This window comes from Frankia sp. Allo2, from assembly GCF_000733325.1.
In the GTDB taxonomy this organism is placed as follows: domain Bacteria; phylum Actinomycetota; class Actinomycetes; order Frankiales; family Frankiaceae; genus Frankia; species Frankia casuarinae.
The window spans coordinates 1-22,575 of the sequence record NZ_JPHT01000003.1 but is presented as its reverse complement, the minus strand read 5'-3'; the positions used below and the strand labels follow the sequence as shown (position 1 = coordinate 22,575).

Genomic DNA, 22,575 nt, shown 5'->3' with positions numbered 1-22,575 from the left:
GCGGGTGCGACAACATACGCATCCGTGAGGTCACGGTTCTACGCTGATGTGCACATTCACTCCCGGTACTCGCGTGCCTGCAGTCGTGACTGCGATCTGGAGCACCTGGCCTGGTGGGCGGCACGCAAGGGCATCGCCGTCGTCGGCACCGGCGACTTCACCCATCCGGCCTGGTCTCAGGAGATCGCGACGAAGCTGGTCCCGGCCGAGCCCGGCCTGTTCCGGCTGCGGTCCGATCTTGAGCATGAGGTGCTGCGCACGTTACCGGCCTCCTGCCGGACGGCGACCCGCTTCATGATCTCTAGTGAGATCTCGACGATCTACAAGAGGGGCGACCGGACCCGTAAGGTCCATCATCTTCTCTACGCTCCCGACCGGGAGGCCGCCGGACGGATCACGGCGGCGCTGGCTCGGATCGGCAACCTCGCCGCGGACGGGCGTCCCATCCTGGGCCTGGACTCCCGCGATCTGCTGGAGATCACCCTTGGTGGCGGGGCGGGCTGCTATCTGGTCCCGGCGCACGTGTGGACGCCCTGGTTCGCGGTTCTCGGTTCGAAGTCCGGGTTCGACGCCGTCGAGGACTGCTACGGCGACCTCGCCGACGAGGTCTTCGCCCTGGAGACGGGGCTTTCGGCGGACCCGGAGATGTTCTGGCGGATCTCCGGTCTCGACCGCTACCGGCTGGTGAGCAACTCTGACGCCCNCNCCCCGCCGATGCTCGGCCGGGAGGCGACCGCGTTCACCTGCGACCTCGACTACTTCTCCATCGAGGCCGCGCTGCGCGGCGGGGACGGCTTCGCGGGGACCGTCGAGTTCTTCCCGGAAGAGGGCAAGTACCACCTCGACGGGCATCGCAAGTGCGGGGTGGTCCTCACGCCGGACCAGACCCGGGAGGTCGGCGGACGCTGCCCCACCTGCGGCGGTGGCCTCACCGTCGGGGTCCTCAACCGGGTCGAGGCGCTGGCCGACCGGCGGCCCGGCCACCGCCCCGTCACGGCGCCCGACGTCACCTCGCTGGTTCCGTTGCCGGAGGTCGTCGGGGAGATTCTCGGCGTGGGCCCGAAGAGCAAGGCGGTCGCGGGCCAGGTGACGTCGTTGGTCTCCCGTCTGGGCCCGGAGCTCGACATCCTCGGCGACGNACCGCTCACGGACATCGCTGGGGTCGGATCGCCGGAGCTGGTCGAGGCAATCAGTCGCCTGCGCCGCGGGGAGGTGATCCGGCAGGCCGGGTTCGACGGCGAATACGGCGTCATCCGGTTGTTCGAACCCCGGGAGCTCGCCCGGGACGGTGGCACCCTGTTCGACCTGGGGTCCGGCGCGGCTGGTGGGCAGGACCGGATCGATGCGGGACCCTCCCTCGACGAGGCGCTCGCGGCGCGGGCGCGTCCGGCACCCGATGCCGCGGTGGTGCCGGGGGATGCCGCGGTGGCCGACAGCCAGCTGTTCACGCCGGTTTCCGGCGATACCCCGTCGGTGCTTGACGGGCTGGATCCCGAGCAGCGGCTGGCAGCCTCGCACCTGTCCGGTCCGCTGCTCGTCCTCGCCGGACCGGGAACGGGCAAGACCCGTACGCTNGTCCACGCGATCGCACACCGGGTCGCTGAGCACGGGGTGCCGGCCGGGGAGTGCCTGGCGGTCACCTTCACCCGGCGTGCGGCCGGGGAGCTCGCCGAACGGCTAGCCGGCCTGCTGGGTGACGCCGCGGGACGGGTGCTCGCGACGACCTTCCACGGCCTCGGGCTTACGATCATCCGTGAGCAGCACGCGAAACTCGCCCGGGGCCCGCAGGTCCAGGTCGCGGACGACGCGGTGCGCGTGGAGCTAATCGCCGCGGCACTGCACGGTGAGGGCGACGCCCGAACGCGCCGGCGGGTGGCGGCCGGTGTCGCCGAGCTCAAGCGGCACCGAGCGCTCGGCCAGGCGATCCGCGACCACGACCTGGTCGGGGCGCTCGCCCGTTACGACGCCGCGCTGCGCGATCGGGACATGGTCGATCTCGACGATCTGATCACCCTGCCGCTGACCCTGCTGCGGTCGTCCCCGGATCTCGCCGAGCACTACCAGCGGCGGTGGCGCCACGTCTGGGTCGACGAGTACCAGGACACCGACGAACTCCAGTACCGCCTGCTGGGGCTGTTGTGTCCCCCCACGGCCAACCTGTGCGTGATCGGCGACCCGGACCAGGCTATCTACAGCTTCCGGGGTGCGGACGTCCGGTTCTTCCTGCGGTTCGAGCAGGACTACCCGAGTGCCCGCCCGGTCGCCCTGACCCGCGGCTACCGATCCACCCGCACCATCGTGCGGACGGCGCTCGATGTGATCGCGCCCACGAGTCTGGTCCCGGACCGGACCCTGACCGCCGTGCGGGGCGCCGAGGGCGACGGCCCGGTGCTGCTGCGGCGCTACCGCAGTGAGGCCGAGGAGGCGATCGCCGTCGTCGACACGATCGACGCGGCGCTCGGCGGTACCTCGTTCCACGCGTTGGACTCGGGGGTGGACGGATCGGTCGACGCGGGGTTCTCCTTCGCGGACATCGCCGTGCTCTACCGGACCGCCCGCCAGGCCGAGCCGATCATGGAAGCGCTGGCCACCCGCGGTTTCCCGTTCCAGCGGCGCTCTCATCTCCCGCTCGCGGACGCTCCCGCGGTCGCCGACCTGCTCGCCCTGCTGCAGGACCTGACGACCACGGATCCCTCGGGTCCCGGCGTCCCGCGTCCGGTGTCGGGTCTGCTGCGCGACGCGGCGGCACGGGCCACCGATCTCGCCGAGGCGAGGAGAAGCGAGCTCGGCGCCGTGCCGTCCGACGGGTTTCCCGGCTTCTCCGGCGGACGGGTGCCGACCGAGGCCGAGCTGCGCCTGGCGGTGGAGCTGCTCGCACCGGCCGCCGCAGCGGCAGGCAACGACCTGGCGGGTTTCCTCACGTCGGTCACGCTCGCCGCCGAGGTCGACGGGCTGGACCCGAGGGCGGACCGGATCTCGCTGCTGACCCTGCACGCGAGCAAGGGTCTGGAATACGGCCTGGTCATCATCGTCGGTTGTGAGGACGGGCTGCTGCCGATGCGCTTCGGTCCGGCCGGTGAGGCGCCGGGCGGTGGGATCCCGGGCGGTGGCGTCAACGGANCCGCCGACGGAACCGCCGACGCCGGCACGAAGGACGCCGAGGCGGAGGAGCGCCGACTCTTCTTCGTCGGCGTCACCCGGGCCAGGCATCGGTTGGTCCTCACCTCGGCGGCCAGCCGGCGGCGCGCCGGGTCGGTCGTGACGACCCGTCCCTCACCGTTTCTTGCGGACATCAGGCCGGCTTTGCTGTCCTCTGTCCCGGCCGAGGGCGTCCCGGCCGAGGGCGGGCGGCGCCGGTCGCGCCGGCCGGCACCGGGCAAGCAGTTGCGACTCCTCTGAGCCACCGGGCCGGAGCCGCTGGACCGACACTCGCGCGGCCCGGCGGCTCAGCGCTTGCGCAACACCATCGCGAGGTTCCAGGTCACAATCTCGCGGGCACCGGGAATCCTGATGATCACCTTCGCCCAGTCGGGCAGATAGCGCGGCATCGCGTCGAGGATCTCGACGTCGGACCGCCGCTTCGCCCAGGCGAGGGTGTCGGCCACCGACACCGGAAATAGAGTCTTGCCGTAGATGTTTTTCGGCGCCTTGCCCTTGCGGCGTTCGAACCTCGCCGCCGCCCGGTCACCACCCAGATAGTGCCAGGGTGCGGTCTCGTGGCCGCCCCAGGGGGACAGCCAGTTCGTGTAGCTCAGGAAGATGAGCCCGCCAGGGCGGGTCACCCGGGCCAGTTCGGAGCACATCCGCCACGGGTCNGGGACGTGTTCGAGCACGTTTGACGTGTAGCAGAGATCAACGCTTCCGGAGAGGAACGGCAGGTCCAAGGCGCTGCCCCGGACCCGGCCGGGAACCTCGATGCCACCGGCCTCCATCTCCGAGACGTCCGGCTCGACCCACACGTACCGGGCGCCGGCGTCGAGGAAGGCCGAGCGGAAGTAACCCGGGCCGCCGCCGACGTCGAGGACGAGCTGGCCGGTCAGGGATGTGTACCGCATCAGCTGGCGCACGGAGTCCGCGGCGATCAGCGAGTAGAAGCCAGCCGGGTCGACGGGCTCCTTGCGGTGCGCGAGGAACAGCGTCTTCGAGCGCGACAGTCCGAACCCGGAATAGGGCAGGGCGCGCACCAGCGGACCCTCCTTGGTCCGCTCGCGGGGAGTGGCCGCCGCCTGCGCTCCGCTCGCCGTGCCCGCTCCGCTCGCCGGCACCGGGCCGGACGGGCCGGCCGGCGGCGCGGTCCCGAAAGCCGCGGCCCGGGACTCGCCACCCGGTTCCGGGGTCGCCGCGGAGGGTGTCGGGGCCTGCCTCGAGCCTGCGGGGGGAGCCGTGGAAGCCGCAGCCGTGGACGCGGTGGAGGTCGCCGCGGATGCCGCCGTGTCAGACATGCCGGGGACGATAACACCACGGCGGCGGGCCTTCGGTGGGCGGCGGGAGCCGCCCGGGCCGCCAGTCGGATCCGCCCCGGCCGTGGCGTGGACGCCCGGTCCGCAGTGGCCTCGGCGTCCGCCCGATCTCCCGGCTCCGCTGCGCGGATCAGGGGCATACCACGCTTGTTGTGGAATTATCCGGGCCCTGAGGTTTATTGTTTACGTGTTGAATACTCCTTTGGTCCGTTGGTGCTTCTTCGTTCCCTGAACCCGGCGACGTGTGTTCCCGGCGATCCTGAGGGCTGGTGATGGTGGTAGTGCACCCGGTTCCGCTGGCAGGGCCGACTGCCTTCCGAGAATCTGGACTATCTGGACTATCTGGACTGTTTGGGATGCTAGTGATCATCCTGCCCGCCCGGCCGATCGCCGTGGCCCAGGGCATGGGCTAGGCCGCGGGGATGTCGCAGACCTACGAAAGTCCCGACTTGCCTTCGTCCCCTGTCTCGGCGTTATCGCCGGCCTGGCGACACGTTCTTGATCAGCCTATGGGTATGCGGGCCGAACTGGACCGCCTGCGCCGCCACGCGCCCTTTTACGACGCGACGGTGGACGAGATCGACGGCCGCCGGATACGGATCGGTGATCATTGGCTCACCGATTTCGCGTCGTGCAACTACCTTGGCCTCGATCTCGACCAGGAGATCATCGAGGCGGTCCCGGAGTACCTGGACCGCTGGGGCACCCACCCGAGCTGGTCGAGGCTGATCGCCAGCCCGCGGATGTACGACGACATCGAGCACACGCTCGCAGCTCTCCTCGGTGCCGAGGACGCGCTGCTGCTCCCGACCATCACCCACATCCAGCTGTCGGTGCTGCCCGCCCTCGTGGGCAAGGGGGCCCTCTTCGTCGAGGTGCACGCCCATCAGACGGCACATGACGGCGCGGTCGTGGCCGCGGCCCATGGCGCCGCCGTGGCGCGCTTCCGCGAGGACCGGCTCGACCGGCTGGAACGCCGGCTGCGGACGAGCCCTCNCCCCCGGGTGGTGTGCGTCGACGGCGTCCACAGCATGACCGGAAACGGCCCGCCGCTCGCCGAACTCGCGGCGCTCACCCGTGCGCACGACGCCCTGCTCTACGTTGACGACGCCCACGGGTTCGGTGTCGTCGGCGAGCGTGATCCCGCCGCGTCGAGCCCCTACGGCAGCCGCGGCAACGGAATCGTCCGCCATCTCGGCGAGACCTACGACGATCTCGTCCTGGTCGGCGGTTTCTCGAAGGCGTACTCGTCGCTGCTCGCCTTCGTCGCCTGCCCCACGGAGGTGAAGGAGTATCTGAAGTCCACCGCGGGCCCGTACGTCTTCTCCGGCCCGTCGCCGGTGGCGTCCCTGGCGACCGGGCTGGTCGGGCTGCGGGTCAACGCGGAACGCGGGGACGCCATCCGGGCCCGGCTGCACCGCCTGACCAGCCGGTTCCTCGACGGCCTGCGCGGGCTCGGTCTGTTCACGCTCAACGCCAGCGGCTTTCCGATCATAGAGATTCCCCTGGTCGACGCCGCGCAGGCCGAGCCGTTGGGCCGGTTTCTGTTCGAACGGGGGATCTTCGCGAGTGTGGTGCCGTTCCCGGTCGTTCCCCGTGAGCAGGTCGGGGTGCGCATCCAGGTCACCGCGGCCAACACCAACGCCGAGATCGATCATCTGCTGGCCGTCCTGGCCGAGGCGGTCGAGCGGTTTCCCCTGGTGTCGGTCCCGCAGGCCCGCGCCGGCGACTGAACCCCACCTCGCCGAGACAGGCTCCTACCGGGGCCCCCGCATTGCGCCGGAGGCGCCCGACGGCTCTCCCAGGAAGCTCGCCGGAGGCGAGGTGACGGAGACCCCGGACGGCGCCCTAGGCCAGGGGTCNCCGACGGCTCTCCCAGGAAGCTCGCCGGAGGCGAGGTGACGGAGACCCCGGACGGCGCCCTAGGCCAGGGGTCCCCGCATTGCGCCGGAGGCGCCATGCGGGGCAAGGCGGGCGACCGGATACCGGTCGCGGTCGAGGCGGACGTCGGCATCCCGGACGCGGGCCAGAACGGCGAGGAAATCGGCCCGTGGAATCTCCACCGCACCCAGGTCGATCAGATGCGGGGTCGCGATCTGCACGTCCAGCAGCACCCCGCCGGCCGCGGTGAACCGGGCGTCGAAGTCGGCCAGAGCCACCTTGGAGGCGTCGGTCCGGGTGCGGAACATCGATTCACCGACGAACACGCCGCCGACGCCCACTCCGTACATGCCGCCGACCAGCTCGTCGCCCTCCCAGACCTCGATGCTGTGCGCCCAGCCCAGGGCGTGCAGCTCGGCGTAGCCCTCGACCAGTTGGGGAGTGATCCATTCGGAGGTACCGCCGCGGCGGCAGCCGCGGACGACGTCGACGAAGCGCTCGTCGACGGTGGTGGTCCACCCGCAGTTACGTAGCCGCTTGCGCAGTGTCCGGTTGACCCGCAGCCGGCCGATCGGGATCACCGCCCGGGGGTCGGGGCTCCACCAGGGCAGGTCCAGCCCACCGGGACGGTGCGGGGGCAGATGGGGGATGCGTCGGGCGGCCACCGCCGCCCGCAGGATCTCGCGCAGCCACCCCCCGCCCCCGCGGGTCCCGCTGCTCGCGTCGTCGCTGTCGTCCCCGTGGGCCTCGTCGTCCTCATGGACCTTGCCGCCGTCGGCCTCGCTCGCCGGCCAGGGGAAGGCGCCGGCCCGGTAGGCGCCGATCAACGTCGCCGGATCCAGCTCACCGCCGACGGCGACCGGGGCCTGGCGGGGGCTGCTCAGCAGCGAGAACCCGTCCCATACGGTGGGGCCGAGATCGCGGGGCGGCGCCGTCAGCGCCACGACTTGACCGCCGGCGTCCGATCCGGGGCGACTGGGGCGTTCAGCACGGCACTCTCCATCGTCGGGGAGAGATCGCCGGGACATTCCTCCGTCCGGCCGATCGTCTCCGGATCGATCATGCCAGCCGACGGCGCCCGTCGCCGCAGTTGCTCGGTCACCTGCTCGGATGGGCCCGGATGGCCGAGGAAGTAGCCCTGAGCCAGGTCGCAGCCGAAATCCCGCAGCATCCGCATCGCTCCAGCGGTCTCCACGCCCTCGACGACGATGCGCAGGCCGAGCGCGTGGGCGAGCCCGACCGTCGAACGGACGATCGCCTCGGCCCGGCCATCGACCTCCATGCGTTGGATGAATGACTTGTCCAGCTTCAGCACGTCAACGGGCAGCTCCCAGAGCCTGGCCAGGGAGGAGTACCCGGTGCCGTAGTCGTCGACGGCGATTCCGATCCCCAGGTCGCGCAGCTCCCCGAGTACGGCGGCCGTGCGGACCCGGTCGAGCATCAACGTGGTCTCGGTGATCTCCAGCTCGAGTGCCGTCGGGCTCAGCCCGAAGCCGGAGAGCATGCCGCTGACCTGTTCGGGAAAGCCACGGTCCAGCAGGTCCGAGGCGGACAGGTTCACCGCCACCGCTACGTCGAATCCGGCGGAGTGCCACTGCCGGCACTGGCCCAGGGCGGTCTCCAACACCTCGATGGTCAGCATCCGGATGAAACCGGCCTGTTCGGCCAGGGGGACGAATTCCTCTGGCCCGAGCAGGCCGCGGCTGGGATGCCGCCAGCGGACCAGGGCCTCCACGGCATTTGCCTGCCCGGAATCGAGGTCGACCTTGACCTGGTAGTGCACCTCCAGCTGGCCGGTGCCGAGCGCCGCGCGCAGGGACTCGATCATGTCGAGGCGGACGAGGCTGTTCACGTCGGAGCCGGGACGGTAGGACTCCACGCCGGTGCGGCCCGACTTCGCGGCATACATGGCCACGTCGGCACGCTGCAACAGGATGTGGGCGTCCTCGGCGTGGTCGGGGTACACGGCGGCGCCGATGCTCGCGCCGACGTGCAGGGTCACCCCGCCGACGTCGAAGGGATTGCCGAGCACGGCCAGCACCCGGTCGGCGACGCGTTTTGCGGCCTCGATGTCCGCGTGTTCGAGCAGGACCGCGAACTCGTCGCCNCCCAGGCGGGCATGCAGGTCGCCGGGACGCAGGGCGTCGGAGATACGGGTTCCGACCTGCGCCAGCAGCGCGTCGCCCACCTGATGCCCCAGCGAGTCGTTGATCTCCTTGAACCGGTCAAGGTCCAGCAGGAGGAGGGCGAAGGTGTCCACCCCGGTGGCGCGCTGCTCGGCCTTCGTCAGCCGTTCGATGAAGCCACGCCGGTTTGCCAGGCCCGTCAGCTCGTCAGTGCGGGCCAGCACCTTGCTTTCGGCGAGCTGCTGGACCTCGATGAAGGTGAACGCGGCGCGGGCCAGGGCCGTCAGCACCGTGGCCGCGGCGAGTCCGACGGTGACCTTTGGCAGCTGGACCGTGGCGCCGAGGACGAGCAGACCGAGCGCGATCACGGTGAGCACCAGTGGGACCGCGATGACGCCCCAGCCGGACATCTTGGCCGGTGGGTGCCAGCGCGGTCGCAGCCAGGCGGCCAGGGCCGGCATGAGCACCGAGAACAGCCACAGCGTGCCGAGGAGGCCGGACCCGGGGTCCCTGTCCGTGGTGACGATGACCAGCAGGAGTGAGTCGGCTATCGCGAAGCCCACCAGCCCGATGCCCAGCAGCCACCACACCCGGCCGGGATGCCAGCCCAGCAGGCTGAACACCGTGACGATCAGCAGGATCAGCAGCAGGTCGGCGAGCGGATAGATCAGGTTCACCGTCATCGTCCACGCGCTGTAGCGCGGATACGCGTTCGCCATCGCCACGCCGATGCCGCTGGTCAGCGCGGCCACGCCGAGCAGGCCGACGAGCGCGTCCATCCAGACGCTCGTGTGCAGCCGGAGCACTCTTCTGCGTAGCAGGAGGATGACGGCGACATAGCACGCCGGATAGAAGAGCAGCCAGCCGAGATCGGCCAGCGACGGCCCGAGGTCGTCGTCCTGCCGGCCGGCGACCGCCGCGTTGTAGTAGATCGTCGCGCCTCCGTAGCTGATGAGCCCGGTACCGAGCAGGGCCCAGGGGAGGCGTTCGCCGCGGATCAACACCGCCCGCGCCAGGCAGATCAGGCCCGAGCCGAGGGCGACGCCGTAACGCAGCGACCCGGTCTCGTTGCCGATGTGGGGCACGGTGACGAACGCGGAAACGGACAGGTAGACCGTGGCGACGATCAGGACGAGCTGGGCAATCCGGATCAGACGGAACCGGCACGGGGGAGGGAGAGAGGCGGTCAACCGGTCATCCCCCCGCAGAGTGGTGGAAACCTGTGCACGTGCCCGGCATCGTGCCGACGGCCATCGCCCGGTGCCGCGGCGACAACACCAGCGGCACCGACGGCCGTCTTGCCTGCCGGTTCGCCGAAGGCCGGTTCGCCGAAAAATATGATCTTTTACGGGTGCGCCGTGGGCGGGCGCTGGTGGCGACTCCCCCTCCGGCCCCTCTCCGGTGCCGCCATGGTGCCGACTCCGCAGATCCAGTAATCGACCGCCGCCGACGGCGACCGGTCCTGCGGGAGGAGTGGGACTNCCTCCGTNGAGGNAAAGGGTACGGACNCCCNGGAGGTCCCGCCACTCGGGCCTCATGTGACCATCATGACGGAGGCTTGGCCGGGCATGCCTACATTCTCGTGCATCTCAGCCTCTTGTTATTTATATATCGAAATTTGTTGCGATTTGCGGGCGTGGCGTTGGGTTCGGGTGGGGTGACCGCGCGCAGGCGTGGCCGTGTCGTCGACTCATCACGTCAGGGCGGCCCGATCATGGTCGCCGCGGCCGGAGGCTGCCGCCGCGCGACAGATGGGAAAATATCGGCTATGTCCCGCTTCCCGCGCTGGAGGCGGGGGAGGAGCGCACATGCGGATCGGTCTGCAACTACCCGACTTCACCTCCCCGCACGGTTCCGGGCGGCTCGGGGAAGATCTGGCCGAGGTGGTCCGCGTGGCGGACACGGTCGGATTCGACTACCTGGCCGTCATGGACCACTTCTTCCAGATCGCGATGGTCGGTCCGGCCGAGAACGAGATGCTGGAGGCGTACACGACGCTGGGTTTCCTGGCCGCCCACAGCCGCCGCGCGAAGCTGCTGACCCTGGTCACCGGGACGGTCTACCGGGAGCCCGGCGCCCTGGCGAAGATCGTCACGACGCTGGACGTGCTCTCCGGCGGGCGGGCCTGGCTGGGCATCGGCGCCGCCTGGTACGAACAGGAGGCGGTCGGTCTCGGTCTGCCGTTCCCGCCGCTGGCCGAGCGGTTCGAACGGCTCGAGGAGACGCTGCAGATCTGCCTGCGGATGTGGAGCGGTGACGAGAGCCCCTTCTCTGGCCGGTACTACCAGTTGGCCCGTCCACTGAATTCGCCGCAGCCGCTGACGCGGCCGCATCCACCCATCCTGATCGGTGGGGGTGGCGAAAGGAAGACGCTGCGCCTCGTGGCCCGGTACGCACAGGCGTGCAACCTCTTCCCCGGTCCCGATCTGGCGCGCAAGCTCCAGGTGCTGCGTGAACACTGCGAACGCGAGGGTCGGAACTACGACGACATCCTCAAGACCGTGGTCTTCTCCTTTGACGTCGGACCGAGGGGGGAGAATGTGGCGAGGATTCTCGACGAGCTGAACGACCTGGCCGAACTCGGTGTCCAGGCGGTTCTCGGTGGCGTGCGCGACGTCTGGCACGTCGAGCCTCTGCACATACTCGGTGAAGAGGTGATTCCGCGGGTCGCCGGGCTCGCCGAGATCTCCTGACCCAGATCTCCCGACCCAGATCTCCAGGCCGGTCCCGAAGGGGGGCAGCTCGTTCTTGGCCAGGCCCGTGCGCGGCGCCGGACCCGGGGACCTCCCGTCAGCCCGAGCGGAGCCGCTGGTCATGAGTCCAACGCGTGTCGGCCGCACTGACCAGGGCAGCCGGCAGGCGATTACCCGGGCAGTCCGGTGACCGGACAGGAAACGGACCTTGAGGGATGTCCAGCGCTCGATTCCGACATTGTCGCCCGTCCGCGGTATCCGTCTGACTACTCTGCTGGTGGGAGAACTGGCGGGGCAGCGGAACGAGGTCGTTGGAACGAGGTCGTCGATGTCGAACGCGAAGCACCCGGGCTGGACTCCGAGTACTCTTCGTCGCTTCCGTGAGGCCCGGGGCCTGACGCAGGACGGGCTCGCCGAGCAGGTGCGTGGTCTCGCTGGGGGAGAAAGCTTCACACCGCCCGCGGCGACTGCGGAAATGGTCCGTCGGCACGAGCTCGGGAAAGTATTCCCGGGAGTCGCCTATCGGCGTGCCTACTGCCTGCTATTCGCGGTCACCGAGCCGGAGCTGGGGTTTCGGCCGGCCGAGCGGCTGCGGCTGCTCGCGCCGCACCGGTATGTCCGGGCGGTACGCGAGTTCGACGAGATCTAGCGCACCCTGCGGGAGACCGTCCCGGCCCCGGCGTTTCCGCCTCGCCCTGGGCACGGTGCGTCCCTAGTCGCCCCGCTTCATCTACGACAGAGGCAGTAGTAGTAGTATTAGTACTACTACTGCTGTAGTAATGCGGGGCGGGATTTCTCCTGTCTGTGACGGCTCGTGGTGCGGACATCACGAGATGACGATCGGAGCGACCGTGGGGCCAACGGAGATCAACGGACTGCCGGCGCACGTCTTGCTCGTGCATGTGGTTGTCATCCTCGTGCCGCTGGCAGCGATGCTGGTGGTGCTGTCCGCGGTGTGGCCGGCGGCGCGGCGCCGGCTGGGCGTCATCACCCCGCTGGTCGCTCTGGTCGCGCTGGTGAGCGTGCCGCTCACCACCCATGCGGGGGAGTGGCTCGAGGCACGCGTGCCCTCGAGCGAGCTGGTCCGCCGGCACGCCGAACTCGGTGACACCCTGCTGCCCTGGGCCGCCGGGCTGTTCGTCGCGGCCGCGGCGTCGTGGGTGCTCGCACGCCGCTCGGCCGCCACCGGAACGGAAACGGCTCCGGCGCGCACCGCGACCGGTCCCGGCCGGAGGGTGCTCGTGGCGGTTCTCGCCGTGCTCAGCCTGGTCGTCGCCGCCGGCTCGGTCGTGCAGGTCTACCGGATCGGCGACAGTGGTGCCCAGGCCGTCTGGCACGGCAGCTTCAGCCGGACTCCCCTGCCCGGTGATGGGCCTGCCCGGTGATGGGCCTGCCCGGTGATGGGCCTGCCCGGTGATGGGCCTGCCCGGTTCAGGTGAAGGCCTGCGGACGAGGATCCTGCGGTACCGCAGGATCGGGACGGGCCGGATCGGCCTGGGCGGAGTGCTCCACCTCGAGCAGGGACTCCGCGTGCCGTTCGGCCTCGAACGCGGCGGCCCCACCCCGGACTCTGAACAGCCGTTTGCTCACGATGAGGTAGACGACGGCACCGACGTTGATGACAAGCGCTCCGATGCGCAGGACCGTGATCCGCTCGGTGAGTTCGTAGATCTCCAACGGCAGGAACGCCGACGTGGCGACGGCGGCGAAGTACTCGCCCCAGCGCTTGAGTAGCCATAGCCCGATCCCCTCGACGACCTGTACGGCGGCGTAGCCGAACAGCAGCAGCGCGACGAGGAGCAGGGTGTGGGGACGGGTGTGCAGGAGGTGGTGCAGGCGATCGATTGTAGGGGAATGGTCGAGATCGAGACGCAGGACGTCGGCCAGCGGGCGCGCCGCGGGCACGGCCCGGTCGAACAGCTGCTGGAGCTGCCCCTCCGATCGGCGGAACCGGAGGATGGCGTAGCCGATCAGGACCATGAGCAGCGCCCGGAGTATCCGTTCCACGGCGAGTAGCCGCAGGACCGTCGCGTCGCGCAGCGCCCGTCCGCGCAGGAGCAGCGGTGCGTCCTCAGCCGGTCCGGACAGGGCCGGCTCCCCGACGACGAAGTCGCCGCACCGTAGGCACCGCCAGCTGACACCGACGGCGGTCCGGGCGGTCAGCCGCTCGGCCAGCGATGTCTCGTCCGGACGGTAGGTGACGTGGCCCTTGCGGGCACACGTCCGCAGCTCCCAGTTCATCCGCGCCATCCACGTCCCACCCGTGTCTCCAGCCCGCCGCGCTTCTTCCCAACCTAGGCTGACACAGCTTGGCGCGAGAACCCGGTCCGTGGCGGGCGGCCGACCCGTGAGCACCCGGGTTGCAACCGACGGGCATGGCGGGNCGCGTGTCCCCNGGGNGGCTCGGACAGGATCCACGCAAAGCCAGGCGAAGACGAGCCTGGTGGTTTCGGCTCGCGTACCTGCGGCTATCACGCCCAGTGACGGATCTCGGCCGGTAGCGGCGCGGGCCCTGGCCAAGGCGGGTGCCTGATGGCCGCGGGCGGTACCGCCATGGTGGACGGCCCGGTTGTGGTGCCGTCGGCGGCGGGACGGGATGCGGCGGTCACTCTCGTCACCATGATCATGGCTGTGGTCGTCGGTCTGACGTTCGCCTTCGGGTTCGGCAACGTCTTCCAGCTCGGGCTACGTCTCGGGGTGCCAGTCTGGGTCGCCCCCTTGGTGGCTCCTGCCGTCGACTTGTCCGTGGTGGGCCTTTTGCTGGGGACACGGCAGCTGGCGGTGCAGGGCGCGCCGCCGGAACTGCTGCATCCGGCTCGGCGGCTGCTGGTGTTCTCCAGCGTGGTGACCCTGGCGCTGAATGTAGCCGAGCCGGTGATCGCCGGCCAGTACGGCAAGGCCGCGTTCGACGCCGGCCCGGCGCTGCTTATCGGCTGGTCCGAGGTTGGCCCGGGATTGCTACGTGCGATGCGCCACCCCACCACCTTCCATCCCGCAGCGCAGGGCGCCACGATCCCTCAGCCCGCACCCCAGCCGACGGAGACTGCCGGGGCAGCGGCGTCCACCGCGGTGCCTGTGGCAACCGAAGGTGGGAGCCCGCGGGCCGAGGTGGGCGCGGTTCCTGCGCAGCGCGCTCCCGAGCAGGCGAACACCGTGGTGGTCGATGGTTCGCTGTTGGACCGGGCGCGGCGTGAGGACACCCGTTACTGGGAGGAACACCGCCGTCCGATCTCCTCGGACGAGCTGCGCAAGCGGCTGAAAGTCGGCTCGAAGAAGGCACGGGCCCTGGTCACGCAACTACGCACCGAGGCGCACCGGGTGCTGGAAGAACACGCCCCCAACGCCGACGTGTCCGAGGCCGGCACGGCCGCGATCGTGCTGGAGGCCGATGACCCGGCTGCGGATGGGCTGCCCGCGGTGGTCGTGCCGGACGACGTCGACATGGTTGACCTTGGGCCGGCGGAGCCGGACGAGACAGGTGCGCTGGCCGCCGTCGGATGAGGGCCCCCGCCCCGGCGGGTGGGACCGGCGCACACCCCGTGTGCTGGCGGGCGGGTGTCCCGGCGCGGACGCGACAGCCCGCTCACCCCTCGGCCTGGCCTGCCGTCTGCCCATTCCTGCCTGCGTGTTCGTCGACCTCTGCCTGCCTGACGACCCTCTTTGGGGAGACCTCTTCGCATGATCACGAATCCTCCGCAGCAGACCTACCTCGGCCGCCGCACCTACGCCCGGCCCACCGCCCGCATCGTGTCCAGTGGTGAGCACCAACTGTGGCTGGCCCGCCACCTCACCCCACGGGACCGGTGGATCACCCGCATGATCCACGAGCACCGGGTGTTGACTNCCCACCAGATCGTCGAGCTCGGCTGGGTCACCCGCCGGTCGGCGAACATCCGCCTGTTGGAGCTGTACCGCTGGCGGGTCCTCGACCGGTTCCAGCCCCTGGCCGTCAGTGGCCTGTCGCCCATGCACTACGTCCTCGACGTCGCCGGCGTCGCCGTCCTCGCGCACGAGGACGGCCTAGACCCGAAGAAGATCGGCTATCAGCACGACCGGGCCATGGGCATCGCCCACTCCCTGCACCTGGCCCACCGGATCGCGGTCAACGGGATGTTCNCCCGGCTGATCCACCGCGCCCGCCGGCCCGATGCCACCGGCCGGCTCACGGCCTGGTGGTCAGAGGAACGGTGCGCGGGACTGTACGGGGACATCGTCCGCCCGGACGGCTACGGCCGGTGGGCGCAGGGCGGCGCCGAGATCGAGTGGTTCGTCGAACTGGATTTTGGCACCGAACCACTACGCCGCCTTGCCCTCAAGGCCGACGCCTACCACCGGCTCGCGAAGGCGNCCCGGATCNCCACGCCGATCCTGATCTGGACCACCACGACCCGCCGCGAGGCCAGGATCCGCGACGTGCTTGCCGAGGCGCTGCGCCACCTCGACCAGCCCGAACGGGTACCCGTCGCGACCACAGCCGCGGACCTCGCCGAACCCGACCGACACCTCGATGCCACCCTGCGCCGCTGGCTCCCCATGAACCAGACCGGCACCGGCCGGTACACGCTCGGCCACCTGGTCGGCCTCTGGCCCTACCAAGGCCCTGACAGCCCCATGCCTGTGAATGNCCCGCTGCCCGGGAAGTCCAACCGCCTGCAGCCACCCCAAGCGATGCCGCCCACCAGACTCGACGGACGACAGCTCGCAGCCTGACCCCCCGCTCACCTCCCGCCGCCGTGCCAGCTGGGCGTATCGCCCAGCTGGCGTGTACGGCAGCGGTGAGGGAAGGGAGGTCGGCGGTGGCTGCGAGCCCACCGGTCCGCTGCTGGGTGGTCGTAGGAGCGCGCCGGTGCCTGCGGCAGACTGGCGCGGTGGCGGTCACGATTCATGAGTTCCTAGCCGGGCTTCGCCCGACATCGCCCGACCAGCGAGACAAGGTCGACAAGTTCGATCGGCTGATCGGTACGTGATCGGTCCGACCACTGCGCAACGTCAGCATGATCGGAGTAGTGCCATCACGACGAAGGATCCCATCCGCCTGTGATCACACAGACCGACCTTGAGTCGCGGCTGTGGGCTGCCGCTAACGCACTCCGCGGCCCCGTCGACGCGGCCGACTACAAGACGTACGTGTTCCCGATGCTGTTCTGGAAGTGGATCAGCGACACCTGGGACTACGAGCACAGGCAGGCGGTCAAGGAGTATGGCGAGGAGCTGACCAACGAGATCGAAGCCGACTACCACCGCTTCAAGCTCCCGAGGAACACCCGCTGGTCGGTGGTCACCAAGACCCAGGCCAACCTCGGCGACGCGGTTGCGAGGGCGTTCCAGCGCATCGAGCAGGCCAACCCCAGGACCCTCGTCCGGATCTTCGGCGACGCTTCCTGGGGTAACGAGGAGCGGCTGCCGCCCTCGGCTCTTCGCGGGCTGGTGAAGGCATTCGACGACATCCCGCTCGACCCGTCCACGGTCAGCCACNACCTACTCGGCGCCGGCTATGAGTACCTGCTCAAGAAGTTCGCCGACGTCTCCGGCCAGAAGGCCGGCGAATTCTTCACCCCGCGCGAGGTGGTCGACCTCCTCGTCGCCATCCTGCGACCCGAGCCCGGCGAGACGATCTACGATCCGGCCTGCGGCTCCGGCGGCATGCTGGTGGCCACTATCAACCAGGTGCGCGAGTCCGCCCAGGACCATCGCACCCTGCGCCTGTACGGCCAGGAGGTCAACCTGACCACCTCGGCGATCGCGAAGATGAACCTCTTCCTCCACGAGATCGAGGACTTCGAGATCAAGCGCGGCGACACCCTGCGCAAGCCACTCTTCAAGAAGCCCTCGGGCGCGCTGACCCAGTTCGACGTGGTCATCGCCAATCCCCCGTTCTCCCTGGAGAGTTGGGGCGCCGACCAGTGGGCCTCCGATCCTCGTGCCATCGGCGGCGTACCGCCGGCGAAGAACGGCGACTTCGCCTTCGTCCAGCACATGGTCGCCTCGATGAGGCCCGGCACCGGCCGCGTCGGCGTCGTCATGCCCCACGGCGTCCTCTTCCGTAGCGGCGCCGAGGCCAAGATCCGCCAGTCCCTGATCGAGCGAGACCTCCTCGAAGCCGTCATCGGCCTCCCGCCGAACCTCTTCTACTCCACCTCGATCCCGGCCTGCATCCTGGTCTTCCGCCGCCAGAAGCCCGCCGACCGCAAGGACAAAGTCGTCTTCATCGACGGCTCCGAACGGTTCGCCAAGGGCAAGAACCAGAACACCATGTCGTACGACGACATCAAGGCCCTCACCGATGCCTACCGCACCGAGCTCGCCGCCGACGGCCCCGAGCCCAGCGCGTACGTCCACGTCGCCGACTTCGACGAGCTTAAGGCCAACGGCTTCGACCTCAACATCGGCCGCTACATCACCAAGACCGCAGGCGAAGCGGTTGATCTCGGCACGGCGCTAGTGGCGTACGCCGATGCTCGCGCACAGCGCATCGCAGCTGAGGCCGCGATGTTCGAGCGGCTCACCGCTGCCGGGATCGACTTGACCGCCTTCGGGGTGGCCGATGGCTGAGTGGCCAGAGTCCACCTTTGGTCAGCACCTTCGCAGAGTACGGCGAAGAGTGACAGTCGAACCAGGAGTCGAGTACCGCGCAGTCTCGGTACTCAAGGACGGTCAAGGCCTCGGCCCAAAAAATTCCTTCGTCGGAGGAGAGACGAATTACTCGACCCTGTACAGGGTCCGAACAGCCGATGTCGTCCTGCGGACAATCACGGCCTTCGAGAGCCCCGTAGGCGTCGCAACATCAACACATGACGGCGCTCACGTGTCCGGGGTGTTCCTGACCTACGAGGTCGCGCGAGACTTGCTACCTGAATACCTACGCCTTGTCTTTCAGACGCCTAGGTTCTGGGGGGAGATGCAGGCCCGGGCTACTGGAACTGTTCTACGTCGGAAGACCGTTAACGACACTTCCTTCGCTGCGATCCCCATCAGGGTTCCACCGCTGGACGAGCAGCGCCGGATCGTCGACCTCGTCTCGTCTGTAGACGCCACGATCGCCGGGCTGGCCAGCGAAGCCTTGCAGGGCGAGGGGCTGGGATCTGCCTTGGCGGAGGACCTACTGCGCGACGTCGAGCGGGTCCCCGCGGACAGACACATCGTCAAGATCGATGGAGGCAAGAGCCCGCAGACGACCAACGTTGCACCGACGGCTTCCGAGGAAGGCGTCCTCAAAGTCAGCGCTGTGACACCATTCGAGTTCCTTCCTGGCGAGTCCAAAGCTTTGCTGCTGGACACGGCGCTGCCATTTTCCTCCAGGGTTCGGCCAGGTGACGTCCTCATCACCCGCGCGAATACCCCACAGAAGGTCGGCGCGGTCTGTAGAGTTCCCGAAGACGTGCGTGGTGGGCTTTTTCTCTCCGACAAGACACTTCGGCTCACGCCTGGCCCCGACTTGGACCCGGATTTCCTGGTAGTTGCCATGAGCCTCGCTTCTGCGCGAGACCATCTGACGGGTTCTGCGACCGGCACGAGCGCGTCGATGTTCAATATCAGTCAGAGCAAGATTCGTGCCACACCCATCCCCGTCCCAGAGCGGAGCGCTCAGCAGCGGATCGCCGCCACCGTGATGTCCGCGCGTCAGGTAGCTCGAGAGGTGTGGAGGGAGCATGAGCGGACCCTCACCCTGAGAGCGAGCTTGCTGACCTCTTTGCTGACGCAGGAGACCGAGATCGCCGAGGCGTACGATCGCTTCTTGGGGGAGGTCGCGTAGCGCATGGGCTGGAGCGAGGCTTCGACGATCCAAGCGGCTCTACTGGAGTGGGCGCAGGATGCCGGGTGGGAACACATATCTGGCACCGATCTGCCGCGTGCTGAGCACGAGGTCATAGTCGAGTCGTGGGTGCGGGACGCCCTGCTTCGGCACAGCCCTGGCCTGGTCAACGACGAGGAGTCGACCGATATAGTGATCGCCGAGGTCCACCGGGCGATGCTCGACGCCACCAATGGTCTGGTCGCGGCCAACGAGGCGCTGACGGTGATCCTGCGCGGGCAGCGGCCGTTCGTGACGGTGGCTGGGAAGCATGTGCCGCGGCGGTTCATCGACTTCGACGACCCGGAGGCCAACCGGCTGGTCGTGGCCGATGAGGTGACGATCAAGGGCGGGCACGAGGCGCGGCGGTTCGACGTCGTCTACTACGTCAACGGGTTCCCGCTCGTGGTGGNGGAGACGAAGACGCCGGTGAAGCAGACGGTGTCGTGGTTCAACGCGGCGAAGGATCTTTACGATGTCTACGAGGTGGAATATCCGCAGTTCTTCGCGCCGAACGTGTTCAACGTGGCGACCGAGGGACTTGAGTTACGGATGGCGCCGGTGCGCGCCGAGCCGGATCCGGAGAGCGAGTTCTGGGCGCCGTGGGGTGAGACCGGTGGTGACCCGAACCTGTCCGGGCCGGCGCGGGTCGAACGGGATGCCCGGACTCTGCTAACGCCGGCGATGGTGCTGGCGATCCTGCGGGACTTCGCCATGTACCGGCATGCCCGGGATGCCTCGGAGCAGGATGTGAAGCTTCTGCCTCGCTATCCGCAGGTCGAGGCCGCGGTCGCGATCCATGACAAGGTGCTCGCCGGTTCCAGGAACGCCCAAGGTGGCGGCGGACTGGTGTGGCATCACCAGGGGTCGGGCAAAACCGAGCTGATGGCGTTCACCGCCTCGCGGCTGTTGCGCGACCCGCAGGTCGGGGCGCCGACGGTGATCGTGATCGCGGACCGTAAGGACCTGGTCCGGCAGACCGCGGAGATGTTCCGCACCGCCGGGATGCCGACCCTTGAGGTGCCGAAGACCAAGCAGTCGCTGTGGACCGTGCTGAAGAAGCCCGGGCCGCGGGTGGTGGTGACCACGCCGCACAAGTTCGCCGAGGCCGGTCTCCTCACCGACCGGTCCAACATCATCGTGCTTGTCGACGAGGCCCACCGCTCCCAGGAGGGCACGCTCGGCGAGGCGTGGCGGAAGGCGGTGCCGAACGCGACGTTCTTCGGGATGACCGGCACCGCGGTCAAAGCCGGTGAACGGGACACGTTCAAGCTCTTCGGCAACCCCGAGGACCCCGACCTGGTGCTGTCGCGGTACACGATGGAGAACTCGATCGCCGACGGGTTCACCAAGCCCGTCATCGTCGAAGGCCGGTCGGTGAAGTTCGAGCTGAGCAAGGAGCAGCTCGACGAGGCGTTCGAGGAGCTCGCCGACGACGAAGGGCTCGACGACGAGGCCAAGGAGTACCTCTCCGGCAAGGCCAGCCATATCGCCACCATCCTGAAGAACCCCGAGCGGGTCGCCTCGGTCTGCGCCGACATCGTCGACCACTACCTCACCTACGTGGCTCCGCTCGGGCAGAAGGCGCAGGTCGTGGCGTACAACCAGGAGCTGGTGGTGGCGTACGCGACCGCGATCCAGGCCGAACTGGACCGCCGCGCCGCGACGATGACACTGCCGGACGGGTCCAGCGCCTTGCGTGAGGTCGGCGTGGTGATGCACGTGGACAACTCCAAGAGCACCCCGTCGGCGTACAAGAAGTACCTGCTCTCCGACGAGGCCGAGGAACGGCTCAAGCGACGCTTCAAGAAGGTCGACGACCCGCTCTCGTTCGTGGTCGTCACCGCGAAGTGGATGACCGGGTTCAACGCGCCGATCGAGGCCGTGCTCTACCTCGACAAGCCGCTCAAAGCGGCCAACCTGTTCCAGACCATCACCCGTCCCAACCGGCCATGGAAGAACCCGCTGACCGGACAACGCAAGGAGTACGGCCGGGTCGTCGACTACATCGGCCTGGCCAAGGCCATCGGCGACGCGCTGCTCGGCCCCAAGACGAAGGACGGAACAGAGCCCGAGAAGCCGACCGTGCACGACGTGGCCAGCCTGGTCGGGCGTTTCATGACCGACATGACCGTGCTCACCTCGTTCTTCGACGGGATCGACACGCGTGATGCGTCGTTCACCGCGTTGGCCGAAGCGCACGAGCGGATCCCGGTCGGCAGCGAGGCGCGGACCACGTTCGTGGAGACGTTCACCGCGGTGCAGCGGATCTGGGAGTTCCTCGACCCCAACCCGATGCTGGCGCCGTTCCAGAGCACGTATCTGTGGCTGGCGAAGCTGTATGCGTCGATCCAGCCCAAGGGGCTCGACAAGGGGCTGCTGTGGGCCAAGCTCGGCGCGAAGACCGAGGCGCTGATCCACGCCCACATGGGTGACATCTCGGTGAAGCCGCTGGTTTCTCGGAACGTCACCCTGGACGCGGCCGGGATCACGCTGATCAAGAAGATCGCCGAGTCGCTCCAGGTACCGCTGCCCGTGCCCGACCCGAAGGCTGCCGGGCAGATCGTGGAGGAGATCCTCGACTCCGTCGAGGCCCGGCTCAAGCGCAGGCTCGGCCAGGACATCGAGTCCTCGGCGTACAAGAGCCTGGCCGAGCGGATCGAGAAGCTGCGGCAGCGCACCATCACCTCGGTCGAGGAGTCGCTGCAGTTCCTCGAGGACGCGCTCCAGGTCGCCCACGACGTCGTCGCTGCCGACCGCGCAGCCGAGGAAGGCACGCTCGCCGAAGACGGGCGTCTCTACGACCCAAAGATCGGGGCACTCACACAGATCGTCGAGCAGAACACCCCTGCTGGGTTGCACAAGATCGTGCCCGACATCGCCTTACGGATCGACCAGATCGTCGTTGAGGTCTCCTACACCGGCTGGACCAGCTCCGACCGCGGCGACCGGGAGGTGCGCAGGGCCATCCGCTCCACACTTAAGGACTTCAGCCTGCCCGTCACTGGCGTGCTCTTCGAGAAGACCTACGAATACGTGAAGAAGAACTACTGACGGGCTGGTGAGTCGGATATTTGGTGTCGATCAAGGTTAGTCGACAGGTCGCCTGACAGCGGCTGAACTCGTCTAACCTGCCTGCTTCTCAGGTCGGGCGGCACCGGCGGCCTTGGCGCCGAAACCGCCGGCGTCGAGGCCGCCTGGCGACCCGACCTTCACTGCAGCTGCTTCGCCAGGGAAGGCCTCAAGCGTCAGGGGGGCTTGCGGGCTCCGGGCAATGCCACTTCCACTATTTGGATCTTGGCTGGCTGTGGTGTGTCGGTTCGGGTGGATCTGCCGGGTTGACGGCATGATCCTGGGCTGTGACGGACACGGGTAGCCAGCTGACGGACTGGATCTCGTTGGGGGTCCTGACGTCGTTCGTCTCGCGGGACGCGGTTGATGAGGCGATCGAGGCGACCGGGAGAGGTGCCCGGCGTTCCGACACGACGATCCCGCCGCGGGTCGCGGTCTACTTCGTGATGGCGCTCGCGTTGTTCGCGGACGACGACTACGAGGCGGTCGCGTGCCGGCTCGCCGCCACCCTGGACGATCTCGATGTGGTCGGGCCGCGGTGGGAACCGACC

At 68.9% G+C, this 22,575-nt stretch carries 15 protein-coding genes; 11 read left to right on the top strand and 4 right to left on the bottom strand.

Translation table 11 applies throughout. The annotated features are described in order from the left end of the window. Window positions 1–24 precede the first annotated feature (24 nt). Window positions 25–3,399: a UvrD-helicase domain-containing protein gene (locus tag ALLO2_RS03715; protein WP_035729765.1), complete on the top strand. Its 3,375-nt coding sequence runs from the start codon at window positions 25–27 to the stop codon at window positions 3,397–3,399. A gap of 47 nt (window positions 3,400–3,446) precedes the next feature. On the opposite strand, the gene ALLO2_RS03710 is transcribed toward ALLO2_RS03715, so the two are convergent. After that, entirely contained in the window at window positions 3,447–4,184 is a 738-nt protein-coding gene (locus ALLO2_RS03710) for a class I SAM-dependent methyltransferase (protein WP_035729926.1), read from the bottom strand. Between the two features lie 791 nt (window positions 4,185–4,975). On the opposite strand from ALLO2_RS03710, the gene ALLO2_RS03705 reads away from it, so the two are divergent. Continuing rightward, window positions 4,976–6,193 carry an aminotransferase class I/II-fold pyridoxal phosphate-dependent enzyme gene (locus ALLO2_RS03705; RefSeq protein WP_369808119.1) on the top strand — a complete coding sequence of 406 codons (1,218 nt, stop codon included), beginning with the start codon at window positions 4,976–4,978 and terminating at the stop codon, window positions 6,191–6,193. A gap of 189 nt (window positions 6,194–6,382) precedes the next feature. Here ALLO2_RS03705 and aat read toward each other — a convergent pair whose 3' ends face one another. Then, window positions 6,383–7,285 (bottom strand): leucyl/phenylalanyl-tRNA--protein transferase, encoded by a 903-nt coding sequence (gene aat / locus ALLO2_RS03700; RefSeq protein ID WP_023842058.1) that lies wholly within the window; start codon window positions 7,283–7,285, stop codon window positions 6,383–6,385. Next, window positions 7,276–9,657 carry a bifunctional diguanylate cyclase/phosphodiesterase gene (locus ALLO2_RS03695; RefSeq protein WP_023842059.1) on the bottom strand — a complete coding sequence of 794 codons (2,382 nt, stop codon included), beginning with the start codon at window positions 9,655–9,657 and terminating at the stop codon, window positions 7,276–7,278. Before ALLO2_RS03695 ends, aat begins: the two co-directional genes overlap by 10 nt. A 618-nt stretch (window positions 9,658–10,275) precedes the next feature. Between ALLO2_RS03695 and ALLO2_RS03690 the strand changes: the two genes are divergently transcribed. The 3 genes from ALLO2_RS03690 (at window position 10,276) to ALLO2_RS03685 (ending at window position 12,545) form a co-directional block, all read left to right on the top strand. Further along, window positions 10,276–11,160, top strand: coding sequence for an LLM class F420-dependent oxidoreductase (locus ALLO2_RS03690; RefSeq protein WP_023842060.1), 885 nt, complete (start codon window positions 10,276–10,278; stop codon window positions 11,158–11,160). A gap of 328 nt (window positions 11,161–11,488) precedes the next feature. After that, window positions 11,489–11,809, top strand: a complete 321-nt coding sequence (locus ALLO2_RS25350; RefSeq protein ID WP_023842061.1) for a helix-turn-helix transcriptional regulator — start codon at window positions 11,489–11,491, stop codon at window positions 11,807–11,809. A 202-nt stretch (window positions 11,810–12,011) separates the two neighbouring features. Next, window positions 12,012–12,545 carry a DUF2231 domain-containing protein gene (locus ALLO2_RS03685; RefSeq protein ID WP_173645816.1) on the top strand — a complete coding sequence of 178 codons (534 nt, stop codon included), beginning with the start codon at window positions 12,012–12,014 and terminating at the stop codon, window positions 12,543–12,545. 46 nt (window positions 12,546–12,591) lie between these two features. On the opposite strand, the gene ALLO2_RS03680 is transcribed toward ALLO2_RS03685, so the two are convergent. Beyond that, window positions 12,592–13,410, bottom strand: coding sequence for a DUF2127 domain-containing protein (locus ALLO2_RS03680; RefSeq protein ID WP_011438110.1), 819 nt, complete (start codon window positions 13,408–13,410; stop codon window positions 12,592–12,594). Window positions 13,411–13,689: 279 nt separating this feature from the next. Here ALLO2_RS03680 and ALLO2_RS03675 point away from each other — a divergent pair, with 279 nt between their 5' ends. The 6 genes from ALLO2_RS03675 to ALLO2_RS03650 form a co-directional block, all read left to right on the top strand. Next, entirely contained in the window at window positions 13,690–14,661 is a 972-nt protein-coding gene (locus ALLO2_RS03675) for a hypothetical protein (RefSeq protein WP_369808123.1), read from the top strand. Between the two features lie 177 nt (window positions 14,662–14,838). Further along, window positions 14,839–15,870 (top strand): replication-relaxation family protein, encoded by a 1,032-nt coding sequence (locus ALLO2_RS03670; protein WP_035729756.1) that lies wholly within the window; start codon window positions 14,839–14,841, stop codon window positions 15,868–15,870. A gap of 327 nt (window positions 15,871–16,197) precedes the next feature. Further along, the gene (locus tag ALLO2_RS03665) at window positions 16,198–17,712 is read left to right on the top strand and encodes a class I SAM-dependent DNA methyltransferase (RefSeq protein ID WP_035729754.1); all 1,515 of its coding nucleotides are present in this window, start codon (window positions 16,198–16,200) and stop codon (window positions 17,710–17,712) included. A 49-nt stretch (window positions 17,713–17,761) separates the two neighbouring features. Then, the gene (locus ALLO2_RS23075; protein ID WP_023842067.1) at window positions 17,762–18,913 is read left to right on the top strand and encodes a restriction endonuclease subunit S; all 1,152 of its coding nucleotides are present in this window, start codon (window positions 17,762–17,764) and stop codon (window positions 18,911–18,913) included. A 3-nt stretch (window positions 18,914–18,916) separates the two neighbouring features. After that, window positions 18,917–22,006 (top strand): type I restriction endonuclease subunit R, encoded by a 3,090-nt coding sequence (locus ALLO2_RS03655; RefSeq protein ID WP_035729752.1) that lies wholly within the window; start codon window positions 18,917–18,919, stop codon window positions 22,004–22,006. A 305-nt stretch (window positions 22,007–22,311) separates the two neighbouring features. Continuing rightward, window positions 22,312–22,575 (top strand): transposase domain-containing protein (locus tag ALLO2_RS03650; RefSeq protein ID WP_035729749.1); only part of this gene is annotated, 264 nt, incomplete at its 3' end.

What these genes read in the sequence shown, in the direction of transcription:
- ALLO2_RS25350 (WP_023842061.1), top strand. Translation starts at nt 11,489, where the DNA reads ATGTCGAACGCGAAGCACCCGGGCTGGACTCCGAGTACTCTTCGTCGC.
- ALLO2_RS03690 (WP_023842060.1), top strand. Translation starts at nt 10,276, where the DNA reads ATGCGGATCGGTCTGCAACTACCCGACTTCACCTCCCCGCACGGTTCC.
- ALLO2_RS03680 (WP_011438110.1), bottom strand. Translation starts at nt 13,410, where the DNA reads ATGGCGCGGATGAACTGGGAGCTGCGGACGTGTGCCCGCAAGGGCCAC.